General features: G+C 30.1%; 22 protein-coding genes. 18 read left to right on the top strand and 4 right to left on the bottom strand.

Annotated elements, in window-relative coordinates; all coding sequences use genetic code 11:
- The first annotated feature begins 110 nt into the window (after window positions 1-110).
- From CKCE_RS00370 to minE, 9 genes are all read left to right on the top strand, one after another.
- Window positions 111-344, top strand: coding sequence for a helix-turn-helix domain-containing protein (locus CKCE_RS00370; protein ID WP_015238338.1), 234 nt, complete (start codon window positions 111-113; stop codon window positions 342-344).
- Window positions 345-416: 72 nt separating this feature from the next.
- Window positions 417-2,012: a bifunctional phosphoribosylaminoimidazolecarboxamide formyltransferase/IMP cyclohydrolase gene (gene purH / locus CKCE_RS00365; protein ID WP_015238337.1), complete on the top strand. Its 1,596-nt coding sequence runs from the start codon at window positions 417-419 to the stop codon at window positions 2,010-2,012.
- Window positions 2,013-2,033: 21 nt separating this feature from the next.
- Window positions 2,034-2,576, top strand: a complete 543-nt coding sequence (ruvC, locus tag CKCE_RS00360) for a crossover junction endodeoxyribonuclease RuvC (protein WP_015238336.1) — start codon at window positions 2,034-2,036, stop codon at window positions 2,574-2,576.
- Window positions 2,577-2,609: 33 nt separating this feature from the next.
- Window positions 2,610-3,185, top strand: coding sequence for a Holliday junction branch migration protein RuvA (gene ruvA, locus CKCE_RS00355; protein ID WP_015238335.1), 576 nt, complete (start codon window positions 2,610-2,612; stop codon window positions 3,183-3,185).
- A 105-nt stretch (window positions 3,186-3,290) separates the two neighbouring features.
- Window positions 3,291-4,364, top strand: a complete 1,074-nt coding sequence (gene ruvB, locus CKCE_RS00350; protein WP_041572022.1) for a Holliday junction branch migration DNA helicase RuvB — start codon at window positions 3,291-3,293, stop codon at window positions 4,362-4,364.
- A 119-nt stretch (window positions 4,365-4,483) separates the two neighbouring features.
- Window positions 4,484-6,244, top strand: coding sequence for a glutamine--tRNA ligase/YqeY domain fusion protein (locus CKCE_RS00345; protein ID WP_015238333.1), 1,761 nt, complete (start codon window positions 4,484-4,486; stop codon window positions 6,242-6,244).
- Between the two features lie 4 nt (window positions 6,245-6,248).
- A complete protein-coding gene (minC, locus tag CKCE_RS00340; protein ID WP_015238332.1) occupies window positions 6,249-6,920 on the top strand; it encodes a septum site-determining protein MinC in 672 nt (223 codons plus the stop codon).
- Window positions 6,921-7,100: 180 nt separating this feature from the next.
- A complete protein-coding gene (gene minD / locus CKCE_RS00335; RefSeq protein WP_015238331.1) occupies window positions 7,101-7,916 on the top strand; it encodes a septum site-determining protein MinD in 816 nt (271 codons plus the stop codon).
- A gap of 3 nt (window positions 7,917-7,919) precedes the next feature.
- Window positions 7,920-8,174 carry a cell division topological specificity factor MinE gene (gene minE / locus CKCE_RS00330; RefSeq protein ID WP_015238330.1) on the top strand — a complete coding sequence of 85 codons (255 nt, stop codon included), beginning with the start codon at window positions 7,920-7,922 and terminating at the stop codon, window positions 8,172-8,174.
- Window positions 8,175-8,254: 80 nt separating this feature from the next.
- Here minE and ettA read toward each other — a convergent pair whose 3' ends face one another.
- Window positions 8,255-9,928, bottom strand: a complete 1,674-nt coding sequence (ettA, locus tag CKCE_RS00325; protein WP_041572020.1) for an energy-dependent translational throttle protein EttA — start codon at window positions 9,926-9,928, stop codon at window positions 8,255-8,257.
- 505 nt (window positions 9,929-10,433) lie between these two features.
- Here ettA and uvrA point away from each other — a divergent pair.
- Window positions 10,434-15,884, top strand: coding sequence for an excinuclease ABC subunit UvrA (uvrA, locus tag CKCE_RS00320; protein ID WP_015238328.1), 5,451 nt, complete (start codon window positions 10,434-10,436; stop codon window positions 15,882-15,884).
- 6 nt (window positions 15,885-15,890) lie between these two features.
- Here uvrA and CKCE_RS03995 read toward each other — a convergent pair whose 3' ends face one another.
- Window positions 15,891-16,196, bottom strand: coding sequence for a hypothetical protein (locus tag CKCE_RS03995; protein WP_015238327.1), 306 nt, complete (start codon window positions 16,194-16,196; stop codon window positions 15,891-15,893).
- Between the two features lie 16 nt (window positions 16,197-16,212).
- Window positions 16,213-16,647 carry a tRNA threonylcarbamoyladenosine dehydratase gene (locus tag CKCE_RS03975; RefSeq protein ID WP_015238326.1) on the bottom strand — a complete coding sequence of 145 codons (435 nt, stop codon included), beginning with the start codon at window positions 16,645-16,647 and terminating at the stop codon, window positions 16,213-16,215.
- A 193-nt stretch (window positions 16,648-16,840) separates the two neighbouring features.
- Between CKCE_RS03975 and pdxH the strand changes: the two genes are divergently transcribed.
- From pdxH to miaA, 6 genes are all read left to right on the top strand, one after another.
- Window positions 16,841-17,479 (top strand): pyridoxamine 5'-phosphate oxidase, encoded by a 639-nt coding sequence (gene pdxH, locus CKCE_RS00310; protein ID WP_015238325.1) that lies wholly within the window; start codon window positions 16,841-16,843, stop codon window positions 17,477-17,479.
- Between the two features lie 34 nt (window positions 17,480-17,513).
- Window positions 17,514-17,990: a flavin reductase family protein gene (locus CKCE_RS00305; RefSeq protein ID WP_015238324.1), complete on the top strand. Its 477-nt coding sequence runs from the start codon at window positions 17,514-17,516 to the stop codon at window positions 17,988-17,990.
- A complete protein-coding gene (gene tsaE / locus CKCE_RS00300; RefSeq protein ID WP_225968711.1) occupies window positions 17,990-18,526 on the top strand; it encodes a tRNA (adenosine(37)-N6)-threonylcarbamoyltransferase complex ATPase subunit type 1 TsaE in 537 nt (178 codons plus the stop codon). The genes CKCE_RS00305 and tsaE overlap by 1 nt, the downstream gene beginning before the upstream one ends.
- Window positions 18,475-19,755 carry an N-acetylmuramoyl-L-alanine amidase gene (locus CKCE_RS00295; protein WP_225968710.1) on the top strand — a complete coding sequence of 427 codons (1,281 nt, stop codon included), beginning with the start codon at window positions 18,475-18,477 and terminating at the stop codon, window positions 19,753-19,755. The genes tsaE and CKCE_RS00295 overlap by 52 nt, the downstream gene beginning before the upstream one ends.
- Before the next feature lie 29 nt (window positions 19,756-19,784).
- Window positions 19,785-21,554 (top strand): DNA mismatch repair endonuclease MutL, encoded by a 1,770-nt coding sequence (gene mutL / locus CKCE_RS00290; protein WP_015238321.1) that lies wholly within the window; start codon window positions 19,785-19,787, stop codon window positions 21,552-21,554.
- A gap of 71 nt (window positions 21,555-21,625) precedes the next feature.
- Entirely contained in the window at window positions 21,626-22,522 is an 897-nt protein-coding gene (gene miaA / locus CKCE_RS00285) for a tRNA (adenosine(37)-N6)-dimethylallyltransferase MiaA (RefSeq protein ID WP_225968721.1), read from the top strand.
- Between the two features lie 4 nt (window positions 22,523-22,526).
- On the opposite strand, the gene purM is transcribed toward miaA, so the two are convergent.
- On the bottom strand, window positions 22,527-23,576 hold the full coding sequence (gene purM / locus CKCE_RS00280) for a phosphoribosylformylglycinamidine cyclo-ligase (protein ID WP_015238319.1): 1,050 nt from the start codon (window positions 23,574-23,576) through the stop codon (window positions 22,527-22,529).
- A gap of 200 nt (window positions 23,577-23,776) precedes the next feature.
- Between purM and CKCE_RS00275 the strand changes: the two genes are divergently transcribed.
- Window positions 23,777-24,478 carry an HdaA/DnaA family protein gene (locus CKCE_RS00275; protein ID WP_015238318.1) on the top strand — a complete coding sequence of 234 codons (702 nt, stop codon included), beginning with the start codon at window positions 23,777-23,779 and terminating at the stop codon, window positions 24,476-24,478.
- The gene (locus CKCE_RS00270; protein ID WP_015238317.1) at window positions 24,475-25,173 is read left to right on the top strand and encodes an HAD family hydrolase; all 699 of its coding nucleotides are present in this window, start codon (window positions 24,475-24,477) and stop codon (window positions 25,171-25,173) included. The genes CKCE_RS00275 and CKCE_RS00270 overlap by 4 nt, the downstream gene beginning before the upstream one ends.
- Window positions 25,174-25,202 lie beyond the last annotated feature (29 nt).

Here is a 25,202-nt window from a genome sequence, read left to right as displayed (position 1 = left end):
CGTAATAGAAATCATTTATTTATATATAATGTATTAAACATATAGTATATGATTATATAAGTATACAATAACAAAATAGTTACATTTAGGAACGCTGAGTTTTTTATAAAATGAAAAAAGAAGATCTTTTTGAGGAATGCATAAGAATAAGCCTGTCTCGATATCTAGAAGATTTAGGAGATTCTGAACCGTGTAATATGCTGAAAATGGTTATGTTATGCGTTGAAAAACCAGTTATAGAGGTTGCTCTAGAGAAAGCTGGCAATAACCAATCCAAGGCATCTGAAATATTAGGAATTACTAGAAGTACTTTAAGAAAAAAATTAATTGCTCACAATATATAAATTTAGGTCTTTCATAAAAACCAAGAATTTTATTTATTGTGTTTTTATAATATTTATAACATATTTATTATTATGAAAATTGAAACCGCACTACTCTCTGTATCAGATAAAGAAGGAATCATTGATTTTGCTAAAGCCTTAGAATCAAGAAATATTAGAATACTATCTACAGGAGGAACATCTAAACTTTTAAAAGAATCTGGGATCAAAGTTACTGAAGTGTCAGAATATACAGATTTTCCTGAAATGCTAGATGGCAGAGTAAAAACTTTGCACCCTAAGATTCATGGTGGATTATTAGCAAGAAGAGATAAGCAAGATCATTTAGATATTATAAAAAAATATAATATAGACAAAATTGATATTTTAGCAGTAAACCTCTACCCTTTCTACGAAACAGTTTCAAAAGATAATTGCACTTTTTCTAATGCTATTGAAAATATAGATATTGGTGGCCCAGCCATGTTACGATCAGCAGCAAAAAATCATGGAACTATAAATGGAGGAGTTACTGTAATTGTTGATCCACAAGATTATAAAAATGTTATTAATGAAATAGATCTATCTGGTAATACTTCTTATAAATTAAGATTGGAGCTTGCAAAAAAAGTATTTGCACACACTGCCTTATATGATGGAATTATCAGCAATTATTTAAACAGCATCATAGATGAACAACCAGATTATAATCTAACTCCATCAAAACAAAAATGGCCAGATATCATCACTATTCAAACAAACAAACAACAATCATTAAGATATGGAGAGAATCCTCATCAAACAGCTTCTTTTTATGTAGATAGAAAAAATATATCTGGCTTACTAGGATCTTATAAACAAATACAAGGAAAAGAGTTATCTTTTAATAATATAGCTGATGCCGATGCAGCTTGGGAATGTGTCCGTAGTTTTAATAATGCAATAGCTTGTGTTATTGTAAAACACGCCAACCCATGTGGAGTTGCAGTTGCCTCAGATACTTTAGAAGCATACTCAAAAGCATTTCAAACAGACCCAACATCAGCATTTGGTGGAATTATTGCTTTTAATAGCCGTGTTAATGCTAAAACAGCTAAGACAATCATAAACAACCAATTCCTAGAGTTATTAATAGCTCCTTCTTATGATGAAGAGGCTATTCTTATACTCTCAGAAAAACAGAATATTAGAGTATTAGAAATACCAATTGGATATTCTCAGAATGACTTTGATATTAAAAGAGTAGGAGGAGGATGGCTAATGCAATCACCAGATTCCTGTAAAACCGACTTGGGCAAAATAAAAATTGTTACAAAAAGAAAACCTACAGATCAAGAAACTAAAGACATGCTTTTTGCATGGACAGTTGCAAAATTTGTAAAATCGAATGCCATAGTATTTGCTTCTAATGAAATGACTTTAGGTGTTGGCGCAGGTCAAATGAGCCGCATTGACTCAGCAAGAATTGCTTCAATAAAAGCAGATAATGCTGGTCTTAGTCTTAAAAATTCTGTAGCTGCATCAGATGCATTTTTCCCTTTTAGAGATGGTTTAGATGTAATTGTCCAATCTGGAAGCAGTTGTATAATTCAGCCTGGTGGCAGCTTAAGAGATAATGAGGTAATTGAAGCAGCGAATGAACATAATATAGTTATGGCAATGACAGGGACTAGACATTTCAAACATTAAAACCAAACTATATAAATGAGCATGAGAATATTAGGAATAGATCCAGGGTTAAGAAAAACTGGATTTGGAGTCATAGATAAACATGGCACTAATATATCATACATAACAAGTGGCACCATATTGGTACCACCTGTTATGCCTATGTCCGAAAGACTAAAAGTTATTTTTGATAATTTAAAACAGGTTATAGAGGAAACAAAGCCAGATGTAGCATCTATCGAAATAATATTTATGAATACAAATCCAGCTACTACCTTATTGCTTGGCCAAGCTAGAGGAGCAGCTTTTTGTTCAGTTGCTAGTGAAAGCATACCAACTTATGAATATACAGCACTACAAATAAAAAAAGCGGTAGTTGGCACTGGAAGAGCCGCAAAAAGACAGATGCAAACAATGGTGCAACATTTGCTATCATTAAATGGCATGCCCGCATCAGATTCTGCAGATGCACTTGCGTGCGCTATTTGTCATGCTCATGTTAGCTCGTTACAAAATAAAATTTTAAAAATAGAAAACTCATTAGATGGCAGAAAAAAAGTTAAAAATGGACGGTTAATTATATAACATGGCTAATTATGATATTAGGTTGTATTGCATATGATAGAAAGAATCTCTGGCTTATTGTTAGAAACATGGTCGAACAGCATTTGTGTAGATGTGCATGGAGTCGGTTATGAAATAGAAATACCAACAAGTCTATTAACAAAATTACCCAAGATTGGAGAAAAAGTTACATTATTTACTTATTTGGTAATAAGAGAAGATGCACATATATTATTTGGATTTGATAACCAACAAGATAGAGTTATATTTAAATCCCTTATGAAAACAAATGGCATTGGAATAAGAACAGCTTTGTCAATCTTATCTAACATGACTGTTAAAGAAATAATATCAGCAATTACATTACAAGACACGTCAATCTTAACTAAAATACCAGGAATAGGACAGAAAACAGCAGAAAGACTAATATTAGAAATGAGAGATAAAATAAAATCCTCACATATTGAAGATAATTTTTGTGAATCAGGTAAGAAAACAGACATAATAGAAGCAATGACTTCTTTGGGGTATTCATCAAAAGAGATTATGTCTATAATTAATTTATTACCAGATCAACTGACTCTGCCAGAAACTATAAAATATGCTCTTAGACTATTAAACAAAAGCTAAAACATATCAATACACAATATATTAAATTTACCAAACATTCTTTTTAATTCCATAAATTATGGATTAGAATAATAATTTAATCATATCTTGGAAGAAATAAAATATATGGCCATAAAATCTGACCATCTAAAATCAAATGCCACTAGAAATATTTTGGAACCGGCCAAATATACTGTAGAAGAAAAAGTTGAAAAAGCCTTGCGTCCAAAAAGTCTCTCTGAATATATTGGACAAAAAAACACGTGTGAACAATTAAATATTTTTATAAAAGCTGCTACTCAAAGAAATGAAGCTCTAGATCATGTGTTATTGTTTGGTCCTCCAGGATTAGGAAAGACAACAATGGCTCATATTATTTCTCATGAAATGAAGGCTAACTTACGCCAAACATCAGGACCAATACTAGAAAAACCTGGTGATCTAGCAGCTATACTTACCAATATGGAAAAAAATGATGTGCTATTTATAGATGAAATCCATAGACTATCATCTGTTGTGGAAGAGATCTTATACCCTGCTCTAGAAGATTTCCAGATTGATATTCTAATAGGAGAAGGCCCATCTGCGAAAAGCGTAAAACTTGATCTACAACCATTTACTTTAATAGGAGCAACTACTAGAGCAGGAATGCTAACAAATCCTTTAAGGGATCGATTTGGTATTGTTTCTCGTCTTGAATTTTATAACCCCAAAGAATTAACTCAAATTATTATGCGTAGTGCAAAGTTACTTAACACAAGCATTACAAATGATGGGGCTAATGAAATAGCAAATAGATCAAGAGGAACACCTAGAATAGCAAATAGATTATTGCGAAGAGTAAGAGACTATGCTGAAGTAAAAGCTGAAGGAAACATAAATGCAGAAATAGCAAATCATGCTCTAACGATGCTAGAAGTAGACCCTCATGGTCTTGATTTGATGGATAGAAAATTACTAGAAGCTATAGTGTATAGGTTTGACGGAGGACCAGTAGGAATAGATAGCTTAGCTGCATCAATAGGAGAAGAGAAAGATACAATTGAAGATGTTATTGAACCTTATCTTATTCAACATGGTTATATACAAAGAACACCAAGGGGAAGAATAGCAACATCAATAACATTAAACCATATTGGATCAACAGACATCATCAATAATAAACAGAAAAACATACAATTTGATGAGAAACATCAATAATCTAACTATAAATAATAAGTAGAACCTACCAAAACAATAATCGTAGTCTATTATTATATATCTTACTAATTTTGTTTATTATTCTAACTATTAAGTAACTTAAAAAATCAAAAATATTTATGGACCCATCTAAAATAAAACCAATTCAAAATTTTTTATGCCGCATTATAGATGATGATATAAAAAACCATTATCTAGAAAATAGAATATGGTCAGGAACACCAGGAGATGCTATATTCCAAGAATCAGCAAACAAAATTGACCCAGCTAAAATTAGAACTAGATTCCCACCAGAACCAAATGGTTATTTACATATTGGACATGCTAAAAGCATATGCTTAAACTTTGGGTTGGCTGAACAATATAATGGATCATGCCACTTAAGGTTTGATGATACTAACCCAACCAAAGAAGAACAAGAATATGTAGACTCTATCATTAATGCCGTAGAATGGCTTGGGTTTAGTTTTATAGAAAATGACAAACGTAATCTATACTTTGCTAGTGATTATTTCGATTATATGTATGATTTTGCTAGAGCACTAATTATATCTGAAAATGCATATGTAGATGAACAAACCTCTGAACAAATAAAAAACACAAGAGGCTCATTAACCGAAACTGGCATTAATTCACCATGGAGAAATAGACCTTACAAAGAATCTCTAGAATTATTCGAAAATATGAAAAATGGTAGGTATAAAGACGGACAACTTGTTCTAAGAGCTAAAATAGACATGGCATCTCCAAATATAAATATGAGAGATCCTGTAATGTATAGAATTAAACATGTCCCTCATCATAGAACTTCTAATAAATGGTGTATATATCCAATGTACAATTGGGCACATCCTATAGAAGATGCTCTAGAAGGAATTACTCATAGTATTTGCACACTAGAATTTGAAGATATAAGACCACTATATGATTGGTTCTTAAGCAAGTTAAAAGAGCTAGGAAAACTAAGAGAACCTTTACCAAAACAATATGAATTTGCGAAACTCAAACTCAGTCATGTTGTAACTAGTAAAAGAAAACTATTACAGCTTGTAAAAGAAGGATTTGTTGAAGGCTGGGATGACCCTAGAATGCCAACCTTGCTAGGTTTGAAACGCAGAGGATATACTCCTAACTCTATCAAGCTATTTTGTAATAAAATATCAGTATCTAAATCAGAGTCTATAATAGATTATTCTCTTCTAGAACAATCTTTAAGAGAAGATCTTGACCCTATTGCCCCCAGGGCAATATGTATTATTGATCCTATAAAACTCATAATTACTAACTATCCTGATAACATTAAAGAAAATTGTTATGCACCAATTAATCCACATGATAAAGAGGCAGGAACTCGTGAATTAATTTTTGAAAAAGAAATTTGGATTGAGAGAGATGACTTCCAAGAAATTCCTTATGAAAAATACTATCGTCTATTTCCAGGAAATATAGTAAGATTAAAATATGCGTATATAATAAAATGTACTGGATTCCTAAAAAATGAAAAAGGTGAAGTTATTGAGGTATATGCAGAATATATACATGATACAAAAAGTGGATCCCCTGGATCAAATAAAATAAAAGTAAAAAATACCATAACTTGGCTTTCTACCTCTCAAACACAATCTGTTGTTGTCAATTTATATGATCGGTTGTTTGTCGACCCAGAACCAGATTCAGGCAATAAGGATTTCTTAAAACTTATAAATAAGAACTCTAAAAAAACTACTAAGGCCTTATTGGAACCAAATTGCTTCATTAGAAATACCACTAATTGGCAATTTGAGAGATTAGGTTATTTTGCTTTGGACTACAAAGAAAGCCAAAATAATTGTTATGTACTCAATCGAGTTGTAACCTTAAAAGATTCGTGGTCAATTTAAAATGATGAATAAATCCTTAATTGAATTTAAAAGTGCCAGTTTTAATGTATATGCTCCTAAAATTATAATTCATACTTCTAATATAAATGACTTAAGCACCTCAATAACAAAACATATATATAATTCTGGAAACTTTTTTAAAAATGAACATGTAGTTATAGATGCTACTCAGATAGACCAAATTATAGACTGGGATATGCTGATCACAATTCTTAAAGAACACGAGATTAATATATTAGGAATAGTAGCTAATAACATTAATATTCAGAATGCAATCAAAGCTGGATTGTCTCCATTAGATATTATCACTAATAAAAATATTAAAATTGAAACAAACGCTACACAATTACCAACGATGCTAATTGATAAACCGTTACGCTCTGGGCAAAAAATATATGCTAGCAAATCTGACCTTATTGTAATCGGCATGGTCAGCCAAGGAGCTGAAATTATAGCAGATGGAAATATACATGTGTATGGCCCGCTAAGAGGTAAAGCAATGGCTGGAGCACAGGGTAATAAAGAGGCTAGAATATTTACAACACAACTAAATGCAGAATTATTATCTATATCAGGTGTATATCAAGTTATAGAAAATGATTTAAAAGATACTGTGATGAATAAACCAGCCATAGTACAACTAATGGATGAAAAACTAACAATAATTGCCATATAACTCTTCTTAAGAATAAATTCCACCATTATTATAATAATAATGGTGGAATTTATTAAGATAATAAAGTATTATTAGAAAATAATATTGACATTATAAATTATTTATAGTACTAGCTTAGGTAAATTATAAATACCACATATTAATTTTAAAACTTTGAACATTCATAAGGATTTAAACGTCGTGGCGCGAGTTGTTGTAGTAACTTCTGGTAAAGGAGGCGTGGGTAAAACCACTAGCAGTGCTAGCTTTTCTGCTGGATTAGCTTTACGCGGCTATAAAACTATCGTAATAGACTTTGATGTCGGATTACGTAATCTTGATCTTATTATGGGTTGTGAAAGAAGAGTAGTATATGATTTCATAAACGTAGTACAAGGAGACGCCAATCTAAAACAAGCTCTAATAAAAGATAAAAATACTGAAAATCTATTTATACTTCCTGCTTCGCAAACAAGAGATAAAGATGCATTAACACAATCTGGAGTAGAAAAGGTTTTAGAAGATCTAAAAAAAATGGGTTTCGAATACATAGTATGCGACTCTCCAGCTGGAATAGAGTCTGGTGCGTTAATGGCCGCATATTTTGCAGATGATGCTATTATTGTCACAAATCCTGAAATATCTTCTGTAAGAGACTCCGATAGGATTTTAGGGATACTGTCCTCAAAGTCAAAACGTGCTATAGAGGGCCTCGAACCTATAAAAGAATTCTTGTTGATAACCAGATATAACCCAAAAAGAGTTATTAATGGTGAAATGCTTTCTATATCAGATATAGAAGATATTTTGCGTATCGACCTAGCTGGAGTTATTCCAGAATCTGAATCAGTATTGCACGCATCTAACCAGGGTCTACCTGCTATTCATCTTAATGAAACACCAGTATCAATAGCATACAATGATCTTGTTTCTCGTTACTTAGGCGAATCCATTCCAATGAAATTTACAGAATATGAAAAACCTAGCTTTATCAAACGACTTTTTGGAGGTAGATAAAACATGTCATTTCTGTCGTTTTTATTAGGAGAAAAGAAAAAAACTGCCTCTGTTGCTAAGGAAAGATTACAAATCATACTTGCACACGAGCGTTCAAACAAAAATTCACCAGACTATCTAAATAAACTACAACAAGAACTTATATCAGTTCTATCTAAGTATGTTGTAATAAACCCTGATGATATTAAAGTTAATATTGAAAGTCAGGGTTCTTTGGATGTTCTTGAAGTAAAAATAGAGATGCAACAAAAAACTTAATTACCTAAGTACTTTTGTAAACATGAGCATAATTTCTATTAACTGATATAATGCTCATGTCAAATTTGCAATTACTTTGCCTACCTTAATGATTTAAATTTTAGTCTCTTTGGAGTTATATCGTTAACTGCCATCAATATTTTTTTGTTAGACTCATATTCACTATAATTTCCGTTAAAGAAAACTACTTTTGAATCACCTTCAAATGCTATTATATGAGTAGCTATTCTATCTAAAAACCATCGGTCATGACTAATAACTAAAATCGCACCAGCAAATTCCATCAAAGCATCTTCTAGTGCTCTCAAAGTTTCTACGTCCAAGTCATTTGATGGCTCATCTAATAACAAAACATTTGAACCATTTAACAATGTTTTAGCTAAATGAAGCCGCCCTCTTTCACCTCCAGACAACAAACCTATTTTCTTATTTTGATCACTGCCCTTAAAGTTAAATCTACTTAGATAGGCACGTGTAGACATTAAAAATCTACCAACAGTTATATTATCTGCACCTTCAGATATATAATTAAACACTGTTTGATCAGATAATAAATCATCCCTTGACTGATCAACATAGGATATACTAACTGTCTTTCCTATAGAAACAGAGCCATTATTAACTTTCTCAACTCCTGTAATAATTCTAAACAGAGTAGACTTACCTGCTCCATTAGGCCCTATTATACCAACAATGGCACCCTGAGGCACATTAAAACTTAAGTTATCTATTAACAACCGATCACCATAAGATTTACTTACATTACTAAATTCTATAATTTCATTACCTAACCTCTCCGCAACAGGAATAAATATCTCTTGAGTCTCATTACGTTTTTGATATTCGTAAGAAGACATCTCTTCAAAACGCTTCAAACGAGCTTTTGATTTAGACTGCCTTCCTTTCGCATTGCTAGAAACCCACTCTAATTCTTTCTTGATAGTCCGTTGTCTGGCTGTTTCTGTGCTTTCTTCATTTAACAAACGTATTTCTTTTTGTTTTAACCAAGAACTATAATTTCCCTTCCACGGTATGCCATAACCCCTATCTAACTCTAATATCCACTCTGCAACATTATCTAGAAAATATCTATCATGTGTAACAGCAACTACAGTACCACTAAATTTATGTAAGAATTGCTCTAACCATTCTACACTTTCAGCATCTAAATGATTAGTTGGTTCATCTAACAAAAGCATATCCGGCTTAGATAATAACATCCTACATAAAGCCACTCTTCTTTTTTCTCCACCTGAAAGATCGCTTATTCTAGAATCCCAAGATGGTATACGCAGAGCCTCTGCAGCTATTTCTATCTGGAGATCTAGATCATCAAACCCACTAGATGCAGAAGCAGTTATTATAGATTCCAACTCAGCCTGTTCTAATGATAACTTGTCAAAATCAGCATCAGGCTCAGCATAAGCTGCATATACTAACTCTAAACGTTTCTTTGCAGCATAAACATTACCCAATCCTTCTTCTATTATTTCTCTTACTGAAAAATTAGAATCAAGTATTGGTTCTTGAGCAAGATAGCCTATCTTAAGACCAGGCATAGGAGTAGCCTCTCCATCAATATCATTATCTAAACCAGCCATGATTTTTAACAATGTTGATTTTCCAGAACCATTTAATCCAAGAACACCAATTTTTGCACCAGGAAAAAATGATAGTGAAATATCACGAAGAATATTTTTATTAGATGAAACAGTCTTGCTAACTCGATTCATCGTATATACATACTTAGTCATTTATATACTATCAAATATTAATTAAATTAAAGATATAAGTTATACCTTTAAAAAAAGTTATACAGTAACCTTCAAAACCAGTTACTGTATAATCTGAGAAACTCTGATTGAAAACATTAATTGCAGCAAAAAGAATATAAACAAAAAATATTCTTTTTGCTATAACGAATTACAATCATATAAGGCAACATTTAAATACGTTCAAAATAAGCTAAAATCAAATTTTCTTTATTTTCTCTAGCATTTTAAATACATCTTTTGATAAATTTACAAATAATCTTTTATAAATTTTACTAAGACAACGACGTTCAAGTGTATTGCGTCTCACACGTTTACGTTCTGCCACAATAAGCCTCCTTAAGGATTAAAATAATCTATTTGTTAAATGGGATCAATTGCTATATAAATATGCTATCAATATACTATAATTATAAGCAAAACTGTACAACCTTTAACTATTAAATAGAAAACAAATAGTTTTTAGTTTCCAATAATCTGGAATTATATGAGTGCAAAAATCAGAATATCAGGAGCATTACAAAATAACCTAAAAAACATAAATTTAGAAATCGATACAAATGAATTTATGGTTATCACCGGAGTATCTGGCTCTGGCAAGAGTTCCCTAGCTATAGACACCCTGTTCTCTGAAGGCCAAAATAGATATTTAGAAACATTTTCAACATATGCAAGACAAATTCTAAATTCTGCAAACAAGCCAATGGCAGATAAGATAGAAGGTATACTACCCGCCATTCTTGTTAATCAAAAAAACACCATAAAACATTCTCATAGCACAGTTGGAACTATTACTGAAATATGTGACTATTTAAAACTATTTTTTGCAAATAACTCTAAGCTATTTTGCAAAAAATGTAATGCTTTAGTACAAAAAAATAATCCTGAATCTATATTTCAGAATATTTTAGATAGAACAGAAAAAATAAGCAAACCAAAAATAATTATATCTTTTGATTTTTTAACTTCTGAAGAAATAAAAGATGATGTTTTAAAATTCTTAGCTAGTAAAGGATACTTAAACATACATCAACAGAACATAGTTAAGCAAAACAATGGCATGCCTTACATTGTATTGAATATTATACAAGATAGATTGATTCTAGCCAATAAAAATAAGACCAGATTCCTAGAGGCAGTGAACACTGCCCTATCAATGGGTAAAAATATGGTTACAATCCAATTAATGGACAAAGATGAAATTATTAATACATGGAAATATAGTGGCTCTCTATACTGCACAAATTGCAATATAAAATATTACGATATTACATCTGATCATTTTTCATTTTCATCTCCATTAGGAGCTTGTATTGAATGCAATGGTTTTGGCAATAAAATAGTTATAGATATAGATAAAGTAATACCAGACAAATCTATTTCTTTGTTAGATGGGGCAATAAAACCATGGAGAACAGATACTTTTAAAAGTTGTCAAATGGATTTACAACGATATGCTACAAAACACTCAATACCATTGTCAAAACCATGGAAAGATTTAAAGGAGGAGGAGAAAAATTGGGTTATTAATGGAGATGCTTCTTGGGAAAATAATGATTCTTCTTGGAAAAACATATGGTATGGAGTAAAGAATTTTTTTGAACATTTGGAATCAAAATCATATAAAATGCATATTCGCATATTACTCTCAAAGTATAGAAAACATATTATATGTCCAAAATGTAAAGGAAACAGATTAAAAAAAGATTCTTTACTATGGTATATGTGCTCAAAAATAAAGTATGAAAATAATGAAATACCTAGTATAGAATTTCAAGAAAGAAAGCAAGAATATAAAAAGGAATTTAATATCAGCGATATACTAAATTCTCCATTAGAACAAACTCTCATTCTACTTAAAAATTTTTCTAAAAACCCAGATCTTAATGAAATATCCACAATACAAGAAATCATTAAAAGAATAGAAACACTAAATAATATTGGAGTTGGATATTTAACTCTAAATAGACAAAGCAAAACTCTCTCTGGCGGAGAGTTGCAAAGAATTAATTTAACTACAGCACTTGGATCTTCATTAATAAATACTCTTTTTATAATAGATGAACCAACCAATGGTCTTCATTATTGTGATGTACATAAAATTATTAAAGAGCTCAAACAATTACGTGACATGGGGAATTGTGTAATTGTAATAGAACATAATAAAGAAGCAATATTATCAGCAGATAGACTGATAGAAATGGGTCCTGGATCAGGCATAAATGGTGGAAATATTATCTTTGATGATCATCCATCAAAGATAATAAAATCAAATACCATAACTGGCAAATACATACAAGAAAAAAATCATACACACAAACAAACTTCCCAACAAAACAATCAAAGAAATATAATATGTATTACAGGAGCATGCGCTAATAACCTAAAAAATATTAATTTAGAAATACCATTAAATAATTTTATATGCATTACTGGCATTTCAGGATCAGGAAAAAGCTCCCTTGTGAAAGATATTATTTATAGTTCTATAATGGACTTTAAAGAAACAGGCAATAAGAAAACAAAAGAAGTAAAAGATATAACTGGGATAGAACATATAACTGAAACATATCTGATAGATAACAGTCCTCTCATAAAAAGCTCTAGATCTACACCAGCCAGTTATCTTGGAATATTTGAAATAATTAGAGATATTTTTGCAAAAGCAGATCTCTCTATAGAAAGAAACTACAAACCTAATGTATTCAGTATGAATAGTGGTTTAGGTAGATGTCCTGAGTGCGAGGGTAAAGGATTTAAAAAAATTGAAATGCAGTTTATATCTGATATATACCTAGAGTGTGAAGAATGTGAAGGTAAACGTTTTCGCCCTGAAATATTAGAAGTTAAAATTTATAGGAATGACCAAGCATATTCTATAGACCAAGTCTTAGATATGACCATACAAGAAGCAATGATTATATTTAATAATGATTCTATTTTCTCAGATGCTCTCTCTTGTATGATGTCATTAGGCTTGCCGCATATAATTCTAGGTCAAACTATATCAATAATGTCCAACGGTGAAATTAGAAGATTAAAACTTGCAAAATATCTAATGCAATTTAAATCTGAAAATGCAAATGAAAACTCACTATTATTATTGGACGAGCCTACAGCAGGATTACACATTAACGAAATTGATTTACTAATAACCGTTTTAAAAGACTTAGTAAAATCTGGAAATACAGTAATAGTAGTCGAACATAATTTACAATTAATCAGTTCCTCTGACTGGATATGTGATTTAGGGCCAGGCGCTGGAGAAAAAGGCGGTGAAATAGTAGCGGTAGGCACTCCAGAAAATATTAAAAAAAGTAATATTTCTTTGACTGGAAAAGCATTAAGAGAACAAGATGCAGTATCAAACGATATAATTTTGCAAAAACAATATTTTGATAGAAATGAAATAAAAAGAATAACGAAAGACGATAATATTAAAATATTTAATGCATATGAAAATAATCTCAAAAATATTAATCTAGAATTGCCTTTAGGAAAATTTATAGCCATCACAGGTGTGTCTGGATCAGGAAAATCAACTATAGCATTTGATATATTATTTAATGAAGGCCAACGAAGATATCTAATGACTATGAACGCTTACGCTCGTTCAATAATACATACAGCAAAAAAGCCACGTGTTGATAAAATCATTAACCTACCACCAACTGCTGCTATATCTCAAAGATTAAATAGTGCAGGTCATAAGTCAACCGTTGGCACAATATCAGAAATAAATAATTTTCTAAGATTATTATTTTCTAAATTAGGACAACAACATTGTTATAAATGCGGTTCAAACATAACCTCACTTACTATAGAACAAATCATTTCTCGCATAAAGAATATTTTTTATAATAAAATTGTTATTATTACAACCCCTATAAAAACTAGCAATAAAACATTGATAAAAAACCTTATTAAACAATTAAACTTATCTATAGATATAAATAAAACACAAGAAAATACAATTATATATTTGCCAATAGCAGAAATAAAAATTAGTAAAAAAAATGAAATTCTATTAAACAATAGAATAAAAAATGCCTTAGAATATAGTGATGGATTCGTTCAAATAAGTGAGAAAGCAGAATCTGCATGCCTTAAACTAGAAAACAAATCAATTATTTACTCAACAAAGCAAAAATGTTTCTATTGCCAAATTGATTATCCAAAAATAGATTCTCAATTATTCTCATATAATAATAAAAAAGGATGGTGTGATAGCTGCCACGGTACAGGTATGCTATCAAACAATCAACAGTCAAAAAAAATGATTGATTCTAAGCAGTATGACAATGATTTGAAATGTAAAATATGTAATGGGAAAAGACTGAATAACATATCCTTATCTGTGTTATGGAAAAACCTTAATATTAATGATTTAATTTCAATGTCTATAGATGACCTAAAAACTTTTTTTAATAAAAATCTTACTGAAATTATAGAAAACAAAATAGCTAATGAAATTGTAAAAGAAATTATAAAACGTTTAGATTTTATGGCAAACCTAGGCATAGGTTATCTTTCTCTAAATAGGTCTGAACCAACTTTATCAGGTGGAGAGTTACAAAGAGTACATTTATCATCACAATTAGGCTCAGCATCTCAAGGGATATGTTATATATTAGATGAACCAACTATAGGGTTACATCCACGTGATAACAAATCATTAATCAAATCACTCGTAAATCTTACAAATAATGGAAATACAGTTGTAGTTGTAGAACATGATCCAGAAGTAATTAAGAGTGCTTCTTACCTTATAGAAATAGGACCAGGTGCTGGAGTTAGAGGAGGCACAATTATTAACCAAGGACCAATGGAGAAAATTTTAAAAGATAATGACTCTTTTTTTACAAAAAATATAACACATAAATATGTGAATAAACTAATTTTCAACAAAAAAAATTCTTATAAAAATAATTTAGAAATTAAAAATGCATCAAAAAACAATTTGAACAATGTAAGTGTAAAATTTCCTCTAGGTTTTTTAAATGTAGTCACAGGCGTATCTGGGTCAGGAAAATCAACTCTAATACGAAATGTTCTATTTAACAATATTAAATCTAAACTTGACAATGACTTATATACATGGGAACACTGTCAAAATATTAAGAATTTCGAGAGTATAGATAAAATACTATCCGTAGACCAAACGCCAATAGGAAAGAATTCTCGCTCTTGTCCTGCCACATTTATAGGTTTCTGGGATGAAATTAGAAAAATCTTTTCTAATTCTAACGAATCAAAGATTAGAGGATGGACAGCATCAAGATTCTCCTTTAATTCTAAGGAAGGCAGGTGTGAAGAATGCAAAGGTACTGGCATAAAAACTATTGAAATGAACTTTATGCCTAATGCCGAGAGTCAATGTGATGTATGTAATGGCAGTCGATTCAATAGTGAAACAAAAACTGTTGAATTTTCAGGATATAATATTGGTGAAATTTTATCCATGAATGTGGATCAAGCTTTAAAAATTTTTGCAAATTTCCCAAAAATTAGTCATCCACTAGAACTAATGCAAGAAATAGGACTAGGATACCTACCTATTGGACAATCATCTTCAAATTTATCAGGTGGAGAAGCACAAAGAATAAAAATAGTAACTGAATTGTCAAAAATGAGCGATTTTATAAATAACAAAAAAAATACTCTGTATATATTAGATGAACCAACTATAGGACTATCGTCTTATGACATAAAAAAATTGGTCCTGGTATTGAGAAAATTAACAGAATTAAATAATACTGTTATCGTTATAGAACACAACTTAGATTTCATTATCCAATCTGATTGGATAATAGATATAGGGCCAGAAGGAGGAAGAAATGGAGGACAATTATTATTTCAAGGAACAATTGACAGCTTGTTAAAAAAAGATGTCGATTCCTATACAAAAGAAGCAATCATAGAATATATACAACAATAATAATCTTTAATTAATTGGATTTTTTACACGAAATTCCTCTTCAATAATGTTGATAGCTATACTAGAAGCAGCAAAACCCATAGAGGCTGTTGATGTCACCACAGAACCGTATCCTGAACATGCCAGTCCATACTGGAGACCTGTTTTAGAACAATTATCAGGATATACAGTATGCTGCTCAAACCATAAAGCATTTAAACCAATTTTCCTAATAGATCTGTCCTTGTAACTACTTTTCACTAAATTTGAAAACTTAATATCTTTACGAATTTTATGTCTTAATGATGATAAAAGAGAGTCGTACTTAGCCAAAGAAATATCACCATACTTAAGAGAAAATGGATTCGTTTTTCCTCCAGCTCCCCCACATACTAATAATGGAAATTTTTTTTCTCATTGAAAAATATACTATTGATAATTTTGCTATAACCTGATCTATACAATCTATAATAACGTTATATTCATCTGACAGAATACTATCAATATTATCTGATGTAACAAATTCTTCTTTACAAACTATATTACAGGCTGGATTTATTTCTAATATGCGTTCTGCCATTGTAAAAATTTTTGTTTTTCCTATAGTAGAACTCAAAGCATGAATCTGCCTATTAATATTTGATTCTGATATGTTATCTAAATCTACCATAGTAATATTACCAATACCTGTCCTGGCTAAGGCCTCCACAACCCATGACCCTACTCCTCCTACACCTATAACAGCAACATGAGAATTTCTAAAAAAATACAAAAAATTCTTCATTATATAATCTAACTACACTATTAAATCTTCTAGATAAATTAACATCAATATTTTCTTTCATACATAATTACTTATATAAAATGTAATGATTTAGTATAAGATTATTTTAAATCATTACTTAACTATTGTTAAAAACATATCTTTAAATTAATATTAAATTTTAATTTAGAATTATTTAAAGACACAAACAATTATGTCAAATATATCAAATCTACGCCAAAATTATTACAAAGACCAAATCATAGAAGAAAATCTATCAAGCTCTCCTTTTGACCAATTTGGTTTGTGGTTCTCAGATGCTATAGACAATAAAATATATGAACCTAATACAATGATTTTAAGCACAGTAAATGAAAAACTACAACCATCTTCTAGAATATTATTGTTGAAAAACTTTGATAATAATGGCTTTGTTTTCTATACTAACTATAAATCTCGTAAAGGATTAGATTTAATAAATAATCCTAAGGCATCTTTACTCTTCTTCTGGCCAACTTTAGAGCGTCAGATTAGAATAGAAGGAATTATTAACAAAGTGTCTTCTGCAGAATCTGATGAATATTTTAACAGCCGTCCATTAGCCTCTAAAATCGGAGCATGGGCTTCTCTTCAAAGCGAGCAAATTGAAAGCCGCAAAACACTTGAGGACAAAGAAAAATATTTTCAAAAAAAATTTGGCGATAATCCTCCCAGACCTGATTATTGGGGTGGTTATAATTTAAGACCATCATATTTTGAATTCTGGCAAGGAAGACCTTCTAGGTTACATGATAGAATTATATATGTTTTGGAAAATAATAATTGCTGGAACATAAATAGATTATCTCCATAAAACAAAAAACAAAAAAAATATAATACATATCATTATGGAAGAAAAACTACGAAAATCATTTGGCAGATATGTTACTGGAGTAGCTATTGTAAGCACAAATTATCTCAATGATCAAGCGATTGGATTAACTATAAATTCATTTTCATCATTATCTCTTAATCCTGCAATGGTAATCTGGAATCTTTCTATTAAATCATCAGCAAAAAATATATTTACAAATTGCAATAACTATGTAATACAAATTTTATCTAATAAACAAGCTAATCTTGCAAAGATTTTCTCTAAAAAAAATATTTTTGAAAGATTTGATGAAGTAAAAAAAACAATGTCGCCAAGTGGCACTTTTATGATAAATGATAATTTTACTGCATGGTTTGATTGTTACAATTACAAACAATATGTTGAAGGAGATCATATTATCATGATAGGAAAGGTTGAGCATCTTTTTTATTCAGAAATTAATCCTTTAATTTTTTATAATGGGAAATTAAATGAAAATTTCAATTCCTAATGAATTATTTAGAATATGTCGTAAAAATGAATACCTCTAATAATATAGATCTATTTTTGCCAAAACCTAATAACACTGATTATTTTGCAAATACCTTAGGAACAACGATACTAATTAAAAATAAAAAACCTATTAGAATTTATCTAACAGGAGAAATTGGCACAGGAAAAACTACTTTTGCCAGATCATTTTTAAAAACAATAGGGGTTATAGATAAAATTAAGAGCCCAAGCTACTCTATTTTAGAACAATATAATATTGATAATTTAAATATATATCATTTTGATTTCTATAGGCTAAATCATCATATGGAATTCCTAGATCTAGGTTTCAAAGATTTATTATATGAAAAAGCAATATTTTTAATAGAATGGCCAGAAAAAACTAAAGAATTCCTACCTACCCCAGATATAGAAATTTCTTTTCAATGTTATAAAGAAGGAAGAATAGCTAAAGTATTAGCACGCACAATACAAGGAATAGAATGGATGAAGATAATGGAGACAAAAAATATAAATCTCCAATATCTGCTATGAAACGACAATTTGCCATCCTAATTCCATTGATTGTTTTATCACTCTTATTCCCTAAAATAGCGTTTTCACACCATAACAAAGCACTATCAATAAGAATATGGCCCTCAGAAGAATATGTAAGAGTAATAATTGAATCATCAGAATATTTAAATTATAAAAGTTTTTTTTTGCAAAAACCTGATCGATTAGTTTTAGATATAGAAAATATAGAAATAGATTATGCAATAACAAAACATATAGAAAATCTTACAATAAACAGTTCTTATATTAAAAATATAAGAACTGCTAAAAAAAACTCGAACTGTTTTAGGTTAGTATTTGATTTAGAACAACCAATTGACTCTCAAACATTCACTCTAAAACCAGTAGCTAGTTATAAATATAGAACTATTTTAGATTTATACCCAAAAATTACAAATGATCCAATTAAAGCAATCATATATAATCAAAAAGAATACAAAAATAATAAACTAGAAGAAACAATAATAAATCTTATAACAGATAATGATTGTTATGACAAAAAAATAATAAATAATAAAAAAATCATAATAGTAATTGATCCTGGGCATGGAGGAGAAGATCCTGGAGCTATAGGAATTAATGGTTCAATGGAAAAAAATATAGTCTTATCAATATCAAAAAAAATAGAAAAATTATTAAAAACACAAAAAAATATTGTGACTTATTTAACTAGAAATGATGACTGTTTTGTACCTTTGGCTATCCGAACACAGAAGGCTAGACTTTTAAAAGCAAATATTTTTATTTCTATCCATGCAGATGCATGGATAGACCCTGAAACAAATGGTGCCTCAGTGTTTGCCTTGTCAAATGATAAATCCTCCAGTATACAAACAAAATGGCTTGCTGATAAAGAAAATAGATCTGACTTAATAGGCGGTGTTAACTTATATAATCAAGATGAAAAAGTAGCTAAAATACTACTGGACTTGTCTACTGCTACACAAATTAATGAATCAAAAAAAATAGGAAATATCTTATTAAAAAAATTAGCAAAAATTAGCAAATTACATAATAAAGATGTAGAACAAGCAGAATTTGCCATTTTACAAATTCCTGATATACCATCAATTCTAGTAGAAACAGCATTTATTAGTAATCCTAAAGAGGAAAAATTACTCAACTCAAATCAACATCAAGATAAAATAGCTAATGCTATTTTTAAAACCATTATTGAGTATTTTAAAATAGAGTGTAACTCAAATTAAAAACAAGAAAACATATTAAATTTGATGAGATGAATAAAAATTCAATTTACAAAAATCGTGCAATATTAAAACTTTCAGACTTATTAGTAAGTCAAATAGCTGCAGGAGAAATTATAGATAGACCTTCTTCAATTGTAAAAGAATTGCTTGAAAACTCTATTGATGCCAAGTCAACTTCTATAGAAATTTATCTTGATGGCGGAGGCATAAAACAAATAACAGTAATTGATGATGGTCAAGGAATAAGCAAAAAAGATTTAGCAATGGCAATGACTAGACATGCGACTAGCAAAATATATAACTTAGAAGAGTTAAACTCTACATTATCACTAGGCTTTCGTGGAGAAGCATTAGCTTCTATCAGTTCAATATCTGATTTGACTATCATTTCCCGCATAAACAAATCACAAAATGCTTGGCAGATTAACTCGATAACACAGAAAATACTTCCTGCCTTAGGTTTGCCAGGAACAACAATTAAAGTACAACAGATTTTTGATAATATACCAGCACGCCGAAAATTCCTCAAATCTGAAGGAACAGAATGGCTTCATTGTCTATCTATGATAGAAAAAATAGCCATATCACACCCAAATATATGCTTTAAAATATTCCATAATAAAAAACTACAAAAACAATGGGTAAAAAATGAACCCTTTAGCAGAATCAAAGACGTTTTTGGAAAAAAAATTACAGATCCATGTCTTAAAATAAATCAATCAAGTAATGACATAACAATTAGAGGTATTATCTCTCAATCAACTAATACTAATTTAAAAGCACACTATCAGTACTTATATGTAAATGATAGATATGTACAAGATAGGATCGTAAATCATGCTATCAAATCAGCATATCAAGATATATCACACCACAATAGTAAATTATCATTTATTATATTTATTTATATTAATCCTAATCTAATAGATGTAAATATTCACCCACAAAAGAATGAAGTGAAATTTCGTGATAGCAATGCAATTTACAAATTTATAAGAACTGTGATTAACAAAACCATTTCTAGCAATAGGAATCAAATTGTTTCTAGACCATTAGAAGAAAAAATAATAGAAAATACTGTTGATAATAATTACAAACAAATAAATATGGATTATTCTGTATTTAATAACATAAACAACAATGTTTTTGAAAGCAATTCAAAAGGACAGCAATCACAAATAAAACAGAATAATAATAATAATAATAATAATGAATACCCACTTGGCTTAGCAATAGCACAGATACATGGTATATATATATTATCTCAGAATAAAGATGGACTGGTTATAATAGATGCACATGCAGCACATGAACGTATAGTATATGAAAATCTTAAAAAATCGTTTGCTAACCGTTCGATACAAACGCAAACGCTTATGTCTCCTTTAGAAATAGAAATTAAAGAAGAGTTTATAGAAATTGCTGACAACCATAAATCTGATTTACTAAGTTTTGGGTTTGATATAAGTTGTAACATAGAAAATTCTTCTATTTCTATAAAACATATTCCTTCTATAATAAAATTAAATAACATTGAAGAAACCTTATTAAATATCTTTGATGAAATTAATTTAACAGGACAGTCATGCTCTATTTTAGAAAACCATTATAAAATACTAGCTACAATCGCATGTCACAGTTCTATCAGGGCAAATCGCATATTAAATTTAGAAGAAATGAATAGTTTATTAAGACAAATGGAACTTACAGAAAAATCTGACTACTGTAATCATGGAAGACCTACATGGGTTCAATTTAGCATTAAACAAATTGATAAATTCTTTTTAAGAGGTAAGTAGTTATTAGTACACATCAGCCCAACATCATTTGCCTTACTGGACCAACAGCTTCAGGTAAGACTTCTGTCGCCATAGGATTAGCCAAACACTGGCCAATAGAAATTATTAATATGGATTCAGCCACTATTTATAAAGAAATGGATATAGGATCTGCTAAGCCCTCTAGGGAAGAACAACTAAAAACTAAACATCACCTATTAGATATAATTGATCCAGTTGATTCATATTCAGCAGCAAGTTTTTGTTCTGATACATTAGCTTTATTATCTAATATACTAGAAAGAAAAAAAATACCTATAATAGTTGGTGGAACAATGATGTATTATAAATCTTTAAGAGAAGGTATTGATGACTTACCTACTTCAAATCAAGCTATACGTCAAATAATAGAAGAACAAGCCAGTAAAAATGGATGGCCTTCCCTACATAACTATTTAAAAAAAATAGACCCTACCACAGCAAATAGAATAGGTATTAGAGATAAACAAAGAATACAAAGATCATTAGAAGTTTTTTTTACAACAGGGAAACCATTATCAAGTTTACTAAAGGTAAGAGACAATCAACTAACTAATAAAAAATATAAATATATCACTATTAGTTTAGAGCCCTCAAATAGATCTGCTCTACATGATAGAATCACCAAAAGATTCAATATAATGATGAAGAATGGACTTTTAGAGGAAGTATATTCTCTTTTTAAGAGAGGCGATCTCAACACAACAATGCCATCAATAAGATGTGTTGGATATAGGCAATTATGGGAATATTTTGAAGAAAAAAATTCCTTAGAATTTGCTGTTGAAAAAAGCATAATAGCCACTAGGCAACTAGCTAAAAAACAGATGACTTGGTTAAGATCCCAACCAGAAAGAATTATTATAGATTGTTTAGATCAAAACTATAATAAAAAAACTATAGATGCCTTAGCACCTATAGTTAACAACAATTATAAAAATTATACGTAAAAATTTACACCACATAGGTACTAGGCATATTTCTTTCTCTATTTACTATTTCACCTATTTTTATTACGTCTTCACCATTAGATGAAAGCTCACCCATTATTAAATCTGCTTGATGCTTAGGAACTATTAAAACCATACCAATTCCACAGTTAAACACCCTATACATTTCAGTGTCACTTATATTGCCAGATTTTTGTAGCCAATTGAAGAGATCAGGCATTCTCCAAGAGTCCTTATATAGTTTAGCTGAAATATTTTGGTTCAAAATTCTAGGAATATTATCTAGTAAACCTCCACCAGTAATATGAGCGAGTCCTTTAATACCTTTACCAAACTTGTTAATTACTGACAAAATTGATTTAACATAAATTTTAGTTGGAGCCATTACTACATCAACAAGTGGTCGCCCATAAAAATCTTGATAAGGTTTAGAACCAGTTATATCTATAATTTTTCTAATTAAGGAATATCCATTAGAATGAGCCCCACTGGAAGTTAAACCTAAAACAATATCTCCAACATCTATCGAACTGCCATTTATAATAGATGATTTTTCGACAGCACCAACAGCAAATCCAGCAAGATCATATTCGCCATCTGGATACATTCCAGGCATCTCTGCTGTTTCACCTCCTATCAATGCACAGCCTGATAATTCACAGCCCTTAGCAATGCCAGCTATCACAGCAGAAGCAATATCAACTGATAGTTTGCCACAAGCAAAATAATCTAAAAAAAATAACGGTTCAGCACCTTGTACTAATATATCATTTACACTCATCGCTACTAAATCTATACCTACTGTGCCATGCGAATTCCATTCAAAAGCTAAACGTAATTTTGTACCAACTCCATCTGTTCCAGATACCAAAACTGGATCAGCAAATTTTTTTGGAACTTCAAATAAAGCACCGAATCCTCCTATACCAGTCAATACTTCAGAGCGTATTGTCTTAGCTGCAAAAGGCTTTATTTTGTTAATTAAAGCTTCACCTGCATCTATATCAACACCTGCATCACGATAATTTAAGGAAGTAGAATTTAAATTAGACATATTTAACTTTATATAAAAAAAACTACAATTAGCTAGAATGAAAGTAATATTCTAACCACCACACTATAATGTATATTTATAACATCTTTTCTAGACTTGTTGTCAACGATATCATGAAACTCATTGATATATTTCAACAAAGTATAGTATATACTAGAGATATAATTATTTATACTCAGTAATAGATTAACCTTTAAAGCATGAAACAACATCAGCTTATTTTAAATATACTACCTAACATTGAACCATCTTTATCTAATTATATTTTGGGAATAAATACTGAAGCATTACATGCTGCTAAATCCATAACAGGAGGAAGAGCTTTATATATATGGGGTGATAAAGGTTCAGGAAAGAGCCATATATTGCGCGCAATAACCAATGAAAGAAATAGCCCATATATTAACTATACAAATTGTTATGAAATATTCAATCTAGCAATAAATAATGAAATAGAATCTATTCCAAAATTAATAGCTATAGATGATGTTCATCTACTAAGTAATAGCCAACAATCTGGACTATTTAGTCTATATAACCGTTGGCGTGAATTATCACAAACTGACAAATCTTTTGCTATGATTTTATCAGGTGATAAAAACCCAATACTTATGAATGTAAGAGAAGATTTAAAAACTCGTCTAGGTTGGGACATATCATTCCGTATTGAACCATTATCAGATCAAGATAAATTAAATGCGTTAAAAACATTAGGAAATAAACTCGGTATTAGAAATCTAGATAATGTTATCCAATGGATGTTAAAATATTGCAACCGCGATATAAAATATCTCATGAACCTACTAACTTTACTAAATAAATATTCTATTTCGACAAAACGTCCAATCACCATAAATTTACTTAGAACTATGCTAAAAGAATCGGAGTCTATACAGATATGAACAACAATCTTGCCCTATTCGACCTAGATCATACCTTGATACCTATAGATAGTGATTATCAATGGGCTAATTTCTTAGCAAAAACAGGCAGAGCTGGCACAACACCAGAAATAGCGATTAAATTAAATAATGAATTAATGGATAAGTATAATCAAGGCAAATTATCAATAGAAGAATCTGCGGAATTTATGCTTGGTTTACTAAAAATACATAATCCCTATGATTTGTCAAAATTTCATGAAGAATTTATGCAAAAAGTAGTTAGGCATTCAATAAAAAAACAAGCAATAGATCTTGTACAAAAACATCTAAACAAAGGTGATCTTTGTGCAATAGTAACAGCCACTAATAATTTCGTAACCACACCAATAGCTAGAGCATTTGGAATACCATACTTGATAGCAACAGAAGCTGAATACATTAATGGTAGGTATACCGGTAAATTTATTGGAACTCCTAGCTTTAAAGAAGGTAAGATCATTCGCGTAAATCAATGGTTATCTACGTTAAATAGCAATTTTGATGACTTTAAAAAAACATATTTTTACAGTGACTCTATAAATGATCTTCCTTTGCTAGAAAAAGTTACTAATCCAGTAGCTACTAACCCCAGTGAAAAACTTAGATCCATAGCTCAACAAAGAAATTGGAAAACCATAGATATTTTTGAAAATCTAGATGACAATAAATCTTAATGCTTACAAAAACAATTCATAAAATATGC

This window comes from Candidatus Kinetoplastibacterium crithidii (ex Angomonas deanei ATCC 30255) (assembly GCF_000319225.1).
In the GTDB taxonomy this organism is placed as follows: Bacteria; Pseudomonadota; Gammaproteobacteria; order Burkholderiales; family Burkholderiaceae_B; genus Kinetoplastidibacterium; species Kinetoplastidibacterium crithidii_B.
The sequence above is the reverse complement of the archived record's forward strand: the minus strand, read 5'-3'. Positions and strand labels throughout refer to the sequence as shown.